Origin of the sequence: Methylibium sp. (assembly GCF_013817365.1) — a bacterium.
Lineage (GTDB): Bacteria > Pseudomonadota > Gammaproteobacteria > Burkholderiales > Burkholderiaceae_C > Methylibium.
The window spans coordinates 1-6006 of sequence record NZ_JACDCU010000257.1; the positions used below are offsets into that span (position 1 = coordinate 1).

5 protein-coding genes and 3 pseudogenes are annotated in these 6006 nt (G+C 62.7%); 2 read left to right on the forward strand and 6 right to left on the reverse strand.

Features of this window, described 5'->3' with window-relative positions; all coding sequences use genetic code 11:
- Positions 1-134 (forward strand): annotated as a pseudogene (locus H0W38_RS14780) (IS5/IS1182 family transposase); the annotation flags it as partial.
- Positions 135-408: 274 nt separating this feature from the next.
- Here H0W38_RS14780 and H0W38_RS14785 read toward each other — a convergent pair.
- The 4 genes and pseudogenes from H0W38_RS14785 to H0W38_RS14800 all read right to left on the reverse strand — a co-directional run.
- Positions 409-537 (reverse strand): annotated as a pseudogene (locus H0W38_RS14785) (NAD(P)-dependent alcohol dehydrogenase); the annotation flags it as partial.
- 1239 nt (positions 538-1776) lie between these two features.
- Positions 1777-2724, reverse strand: a complete 948-nt coding sequence (locus tag H0W38_RS14790) for a hypothetical protein (protein WP_292455384.1) — start codon at positions 2722-2724, stop codon at positions 1777-1779.
- Complete coding sequence (locus H0W38_RS14795) at positions 2717-3148, reverse strand: hypothetical protein (protein ID WP_292455386.1); 432 nt, start codon at positions 3146-3148, stop codon at positions 2717-2719. Before H0W38_RS14795 ends, H0W38_RS14790 begins: the two co-directional genes overlap by 8 nt.
- On the reverse strand, positions 3148-3852 hold the full coding sequence (locus H0W38_RS14800; protein ID WP_292455388.1) for a hypothetical protein: 705 nt from the start codon (positions 3850-3852) through the stop codon (positions 3148-3150). The genes H0W38_RS14795 and H0W38_RS14800 overlap by 1 nt, the downstream gene beginning before the upstream one ends.
- Before the next feature lie 268 nt (positions 3853-4120).
- On the opposite strand from H0W38_RS14800, the gene H0W38_RS14805 reads away from it, so the two are divergent.
- Complete coding sequence (locus tag H0W38_RS14805) at positions 4121-4600, forward strand: ABC transporter permease (RefSeq protein ID WP_292455390.1); 480 nt, start codon at positions 4121-4123, stop codon at positions 4598-4600.
- A gap of 92 nt (positions 4601-4692) precedes the next feature.
- Here H0W38_RS14805 and H0W38_RS14810 read toward each other — a convergent pair.
- Together H0W38_RS14810 and H0W38_RS14815 are read right to left on the reverse strand one after the other, a co-directional pair.
- A pseudogene (locus tag H0W38_RS14810) lies at positions 4693-5160 on the reverse strand (tyrosine-type recombinase/integrase); the annotation flags it as partial.
- On the reverse strand, positions 5121-5618 hold the full coding sequence (locus H0W38_RS14815) for a hypothetical protein (protein ID WP_292455392.1): 498 nt from the start codon (positions 5616-5618) through the stop codon (positions 5121-5123). The gene H0W38_RS14815 and the pseudogene H0W38_RS14810, both read right to left, overlap by 40 nt.
- Positions 5619-6006 lie beyond the last annotated feature (388 nt).

Here is a 6006-nt window from a genome sequence, read left to right on the forward strand (position 1 = left end):
GCAACGAAGTCGAGCGACTGTTCCGCCGACTCAAGGGCTATCGTCGCATCTTCTCTCGCTTCGAGAAGCTCGATGTGATGTTCCTCGGCTTCATCAGCTTCGCGCTGATCGCGGATGGACTGCGGTTGTGTTAACAGGTCCTAGTCGTGAGTTGAAATCCACAGACAAAATCTCTCGATGCTGAACAAGATGCAATCTGCGGACTTGGCCCACACGAATGATGGCAGCCCAGTCAGGTGAGACACGGATCGAAGGAGCATGAAGACCAACTATGTCCCGAACGAACTGACCCGCGGCAGCCAGCGCCCCGCTTTCTACCCTGCCGCGTTCCTGCCGGGCCGCGCTCAACATCGGCAGCCCCGACGGGCAGCGGATGCAGTGGCCGACGACGGCGCACTTGTGATGACACCGGGCGAGCACGACCTCGTGCGCACCGAGGCGCAGTGCGTCCTCGCGCTTGTCGGCCGATGTCGTGAACAACACGACATGGGCGCCCATCGCGGCATCGATCTTCACGCCCATGTGTGAACGACCACCCGCCGGTGAAGTGAATGTCGAAGTCGATGCGCGCAACGCCCTCACGGGCTGCACTTGTTGCTGTAGCCGCATGTCAGCCCGCCTTCGCAACCGCCGATCAGCGGGCCGTGACAGCACTCACCGCCTGGGTAGCCGCAGCTTAGGCATTTGCCTTTGAAGCAATGGTAGCCGGCGCCGCAGTCTTTATTTCGGCAGGCGTCGTCGCAATCGTCAGATATGGAAAAACCACCCCCGGTGCCGAGATCTCGATAAAAGCGGCAAATGCCTTGCTCGCACCGGGTGTGGGTGCTGCCGATGTTCGACGGGGCATACGTTGCGGGTGCGCACTGCTGGTCAACTGCGCAAGATTCGCAGGTCGCTCTGGGGAGCTTCTTGCACGTCCCGTCCAGGCATCCGGCGCCGGCGGCGCACGTGGCGTGCGGACTGCAGCAAAGTTGGTCGATTCCACCGCATGGGCTGCTGCATAAACCGTTGGCCATTCGCGTCAAGCCTGGGCCGCAGTTGCCATCGTCACAAGCCGGCTGGTCCTCTCCACCGCAGCTCGCGCATTTGCCGTTGACCGCGATTAGGTGATCGGCGCATTGAGGCGCATGGCCACAGGTTCGTTCTCCAAGCCCGCCGCAAGTCACACAGGTACCAGCGTTATAGCTCGAGGGCTCGAACTGACAAACCAGCCCTGGGCCGACACACGTGGCGACCGCGATCGACGGCTGAGGGCCGCAACAGGCGGAGCCGGCCGATTCTCCGCATCCCGCCACGCAGCGACGGGTGTTCTTGTCACAGACTCCGACCTCACACATGGGTTTCGTGGGCACCCACTGACCGGCGCTGTTGCGATAGAGCCTAGCTTGAGAGGCAACGGTATCGGGACCATCACAACACACCGAGCCCGTCGAACCGCAAGGGCTCTCGCAGAGGTTTGTTTCCGTGTTGCAGCCCAGGCCCGCGTTGCAATGCGAAGGCCCAATCACTCCGCCGCCCGGCGCCTTATAAGGACTGCAGCAGAGTTTTCCTTCACGACCGCACGCGAAGGGCTGCGATTTCGAAGCTGGCGCCGGGTCCTTTGCTTCGGCATCGAAAGCAAGCAAGCCAGCCGCTACGACAAACAGCAAGGCGAAAAAGCCCATGCAGCCGCCAAACGTAGAGCGCGTGGCACCACGTCGACTCGGATGCAAAGTCTTGAGCACAGCGATCTCCTTGAAGTTTGTCTTGGGCCGTCGACGCGGCACGCAACAAGCACTACTTAATACGTGGTGGTGCAGGAGGTTCTGCTTCGCTTGGAGCAACCGGACACGCGTCCTGCGCCAAGTTCAAATCAGGATCCACGTACATGTATGGCACGGGCCACAACGAGCGTCCGTGCAACGACGTGCTCTCAACGAAGAACATGATCTTCGTGGGGCCGAAGTGTCTGAACGGGCGTTGTTCGTTGCCGGCAGAGTCCACCCCTGAGACTTTTCCAGTCAAGCTGACGTAGTCGCCGACGGACACTGGTTGTGCTGATGCTCCTTCGTGGTCCTCTGGTGCCATGGATTTTCCGATGTGCCCGCCGGCGAAAGCACCGATTAGCACGATCGTGGCGGCGATCAAGGCTGCGAGAACCACCAGGAAAAGGCAGAAGACGATCGACGCACATCCGATCGCGGTGACGATCAGAAGAGCCGCCAAGACGCCCACAGGAACTCCGATGCCGGCACCGACGGTCGCACCCAGTCCGGCGCCGCACACTTTGCTCGATCGATAGAAGCAGTACACCAACGGGGATTGCAACACGTCATCGTTGCATTGCGCGTACAAGTCGGACCCAGGACGAAACCGAAGGCTCGGCCAGTAGACGCTTTTCAGAACGACATCTACGCGATCGTGTGCAGCGTTCCACGGCAACCAAAAATCGGCTGCGGTGTTGAAACTCGGTACCGCGTTTGCAACGATGCCCGCCCAACAGCGTGCGTCGCAACCTTCCCACCCGCAGTTGTCGTCCCGTGCACCCGAGACTGCACCGAATACAGCCATGGCAGCCACGAAAGCCGCCACCCCGGCAGATGCCCCGAGACCCAGCCCCCAAGCGGAGCTCTGTCCCGCCAAGTAGATGAGCATCGGAAGGACGACAAAGACAAATAGGTAGAAATGCGTGATGAAGCCGTACCAGAAGACAGCCCAGAAGTTGAAGCACTTGGGCTTATCCACGGCCCACCTCCTCAGTGGCAGCGCCTGCCCGCGCGTCATCCGGCTCGCGACAGGCCTGGCAGCCGAACCATCCAATGGCCCACCCCGAGAGAGCGCCGAAATAGGGCAAGGCCCAGCCCGGCACGCCCACGGCCGCAGCGACCAGGCACAATGCCGCCGTCATCAAGCTGCTGGTCAGCGCGGCAAGCAGCGGCACAGCGCGGCCTTTGCTTTTCACATACGTCAGAAAGCCCAGCGCACCAAAGCTCGCCAACTCAATGAGCAGCCAGCTCAGCAGGTAGTCGAGCGGGCTCATCTCGAAGCGCGGGTGGGCCAGCAAAGCGAGCGCTAAAAGCAATCCGTTAATCCAGCCGAGCACAAGCCCGGCTTGTGCACACGGCCTGATCGTTTCGTGCAGGCGGACGATAAATCGCAGCGCTTCCATCAGAGCACCAGATACGTAACGCCACCGACGAGCGAGTTACCCGGTCCAACGCCGATCACGGTGACCGCTCCCTCGGTCACGTTGGCTTGGACTGCGGGCGCCGTGGGTAATCTCGAAATCTCGATGTCGACCGATGCCTCGGCCCCGGGTTGAAGCGCAACCGAGCTCGGCGTCGCCGTGGCGCTGAGCGTGCCGTTGGCGACACAACGGAGTTGAATCACGGCGGCTTGCGCCGCGGGGTTTCGCACGCGCAACCGCGTTGTGACGCTTGCTACATTGAGGTTTATGAAAGCGAGCGCCTGAGAGCCGGCGTTGTTCGACCTATCGCTGTCTGTCGGATGCATCAGCGTGACATGAACGCCCGCTGACGCTTGCTTCCCGTACTTTTGCGGAACAGGAAATTCGATCACCGCGTGCGCGTTGGGACCTACGGAGCAAAACAAGGACGCAACGGGTTCACGAGGGGTTCCGATACCGAACTCGGACATCTCCGCCACCACCGCCACGTTGACGGCCGATGTGGTCGACGAGTGGTTGTGAACGCGAACCCATGCGACCGATTTGACGCCGGGCGTGTGCCGCGGGCGCCATTCAATGGCCGAGATGTCTGGGGTGTCCCAAGAGGGCAGCGTGCCTGCGAGATGCAACTTTTCTTGGCTATAGATGGCCGGATCGGGCAGCTCTGGCGGCTTGGGAAGCGCCACGCTCGTACACCGGCATGCGGGCGGCCGCGGCGGCTTCGGGCGGCACCACGCGGGGCGTTCAGACCTTGGATCGGACCGACGAACTTCCATGGAGACCTCCAAGGCCAGGGGTGCTGGCGCGTAGCCGATTACAACCCAGTCCTCCACACTTAACCAGACTCGAAACAGTTCGACGACGAGCCTTCTTCGGCGTGCGCATCAGCGGGAGCGTGCCGGGCTTCGTCGCCGGCTGGTAGCGTTCGCGCTGCTCACCTCCAGCTTCGGGCTCATGATCGCCGCACTGGGTCGCACGCCCGATGCCACGTGCGGACTGGCCATCCTGGCCACTCCGGTGATGGTGATGCTGGGCGGCGCCTGGGTGCCGTCGTTCATCTTCCCGACCTTGCTGCAGAAGGTGCCGATGTGGATGCCCACGCACTGGGCCGTCGATGGCCTCGACGCCATGACCTGGCGTGGACTGCCGCTGCAGGTCGCGCTGCTGCCCGTGGCGGCAATGCTGGGCTTCACGCTCCTGTTCCCGCCGTGGCGCTGGCGCGCTTCCAGTGGGAGGAGTAAGGAGCATGCGGGCTCGATGAGCTGGGGCTGCTGCCTGTGTGTGCCTGCCTCTGTGTGGCCAACTCGCGGCCTCCTCCAGCTTGGGGATTTCGAAACGGGGTGCCAGGTACCTGCCTGTCGCCAGCGGCAGGAACTGGCCGACAGTGTGAGTACGCGGCGGCGCCAAGAAGCTGACAGCCGCCCAGCCGGATGACCCAGGTGCCGGGCGAGGGCCGGCCCGCCGTATTGGGTTGTACCGCCCGACAGGCTGGTCTCGTCTGTCGGGCGGCAGGTACTGCGCAGTGATCAGATCTCTGTCTGCTCGGAGATCTCCAAGGCATCATCCACCTCGATGCCAAGGTACCTGACCGTCGACTCAAGTTTGCGATGGCCGAGCAGCAGCTGCACGGCCCGCAGGTTCTTCGTGCGCCGGTAGATCAGCGTCGCCTTCGTTCGCCTCATCGAGTGCGTGCCGTAGTCTGCCGGGTCAAGATCCAGTTCCTCGACCCAGTGTTCCAGGATTCGGGCGTACTGCCTGGTTCCCAAATGGGGCGAGTCGTGGATGCGGCTCGGGAACACAAAGTCGTCCGCCTTCAGCCCGGCCTGTTTGATCCATTTCTGGACAGCGTCTCGGGTCGCCGGCGTGATCTCGAACTGAACGGGGCGCTGGGTCTTGTGCTGCATGACCATCGCGCGAGATGCCACCTGGTCGCCGTGGCAGATGTCCCGGACCTTCAGGCCGACCAGGTCGCAGCCGCGGAGCTTGCTGTCGATTCGGCGGCTGTCTGGAAGGCCGCGCCACCGCCGATCCGATATGTCACGGACCTCCAAGATTCCCGGGGCGAATCATTTCTGCGCCACATGGGAGGAGTGATCGATCGGCCGAAGCGAAGCTGGCGCGTCGCTTGTTGCGGATCACGGGCACGATCCAAGTCGCGCTGCAGAATAAGTTCGGGACCCTGCGGCTCGTCGGGCGAGAGTACCGCCTCGATGCGCCTGTTGAAGTCGGTCCAGGTGGCTTCGGCCTCGACGCTGGCATCACTGGGAAAGAAGTCGATCGAGCGCGCCGCGTCGTACTCGCGCTGCAGCCGGGTCAGTTCGGAGACCGCGAGCGACGCCAGGGCACGATTGACGGCCTTCCAAGCATCGCGTAGATCGGCGTCGTTGTCGCTGTTGTCGAACAGTATCCGGTATGCAGCGGAGTCTTGCGCCGAGAGGGGCTGCACGTTCATCAGCTAGGCACTACCGCCTTCGCGAGTGCACTTGTCTGCGAGTTCCTGCAGAGCCTGCTCGAGCTCTAAGGCAGCAGGTAGGCGCCGTCGCGCAATGCCATGCAGCCGAGCGATTTGAGCGCACGCCAGATGCGCACCCGCGCGGTGGCACTCGGCGTGGGCAGCGAAACGACGAGTTAGAAGCCAGCCCGCAGGGCTTGCCCGGTCTATCACGGTCGGGCCCACGAGCCTCGTTTCCTCCCCGCTACTTCACCGCCCGCTGGTAAGCGTGGCCTCAAGGCCCTCTTGACCGAGAAGCTGGGAGGGGACTACAGCAGGTCGCTTTCGCCGTCGTTGACCTCGTCGATGAACACGTCATTCGACCAAGCCAAGCCGATGGCCTTGTCCA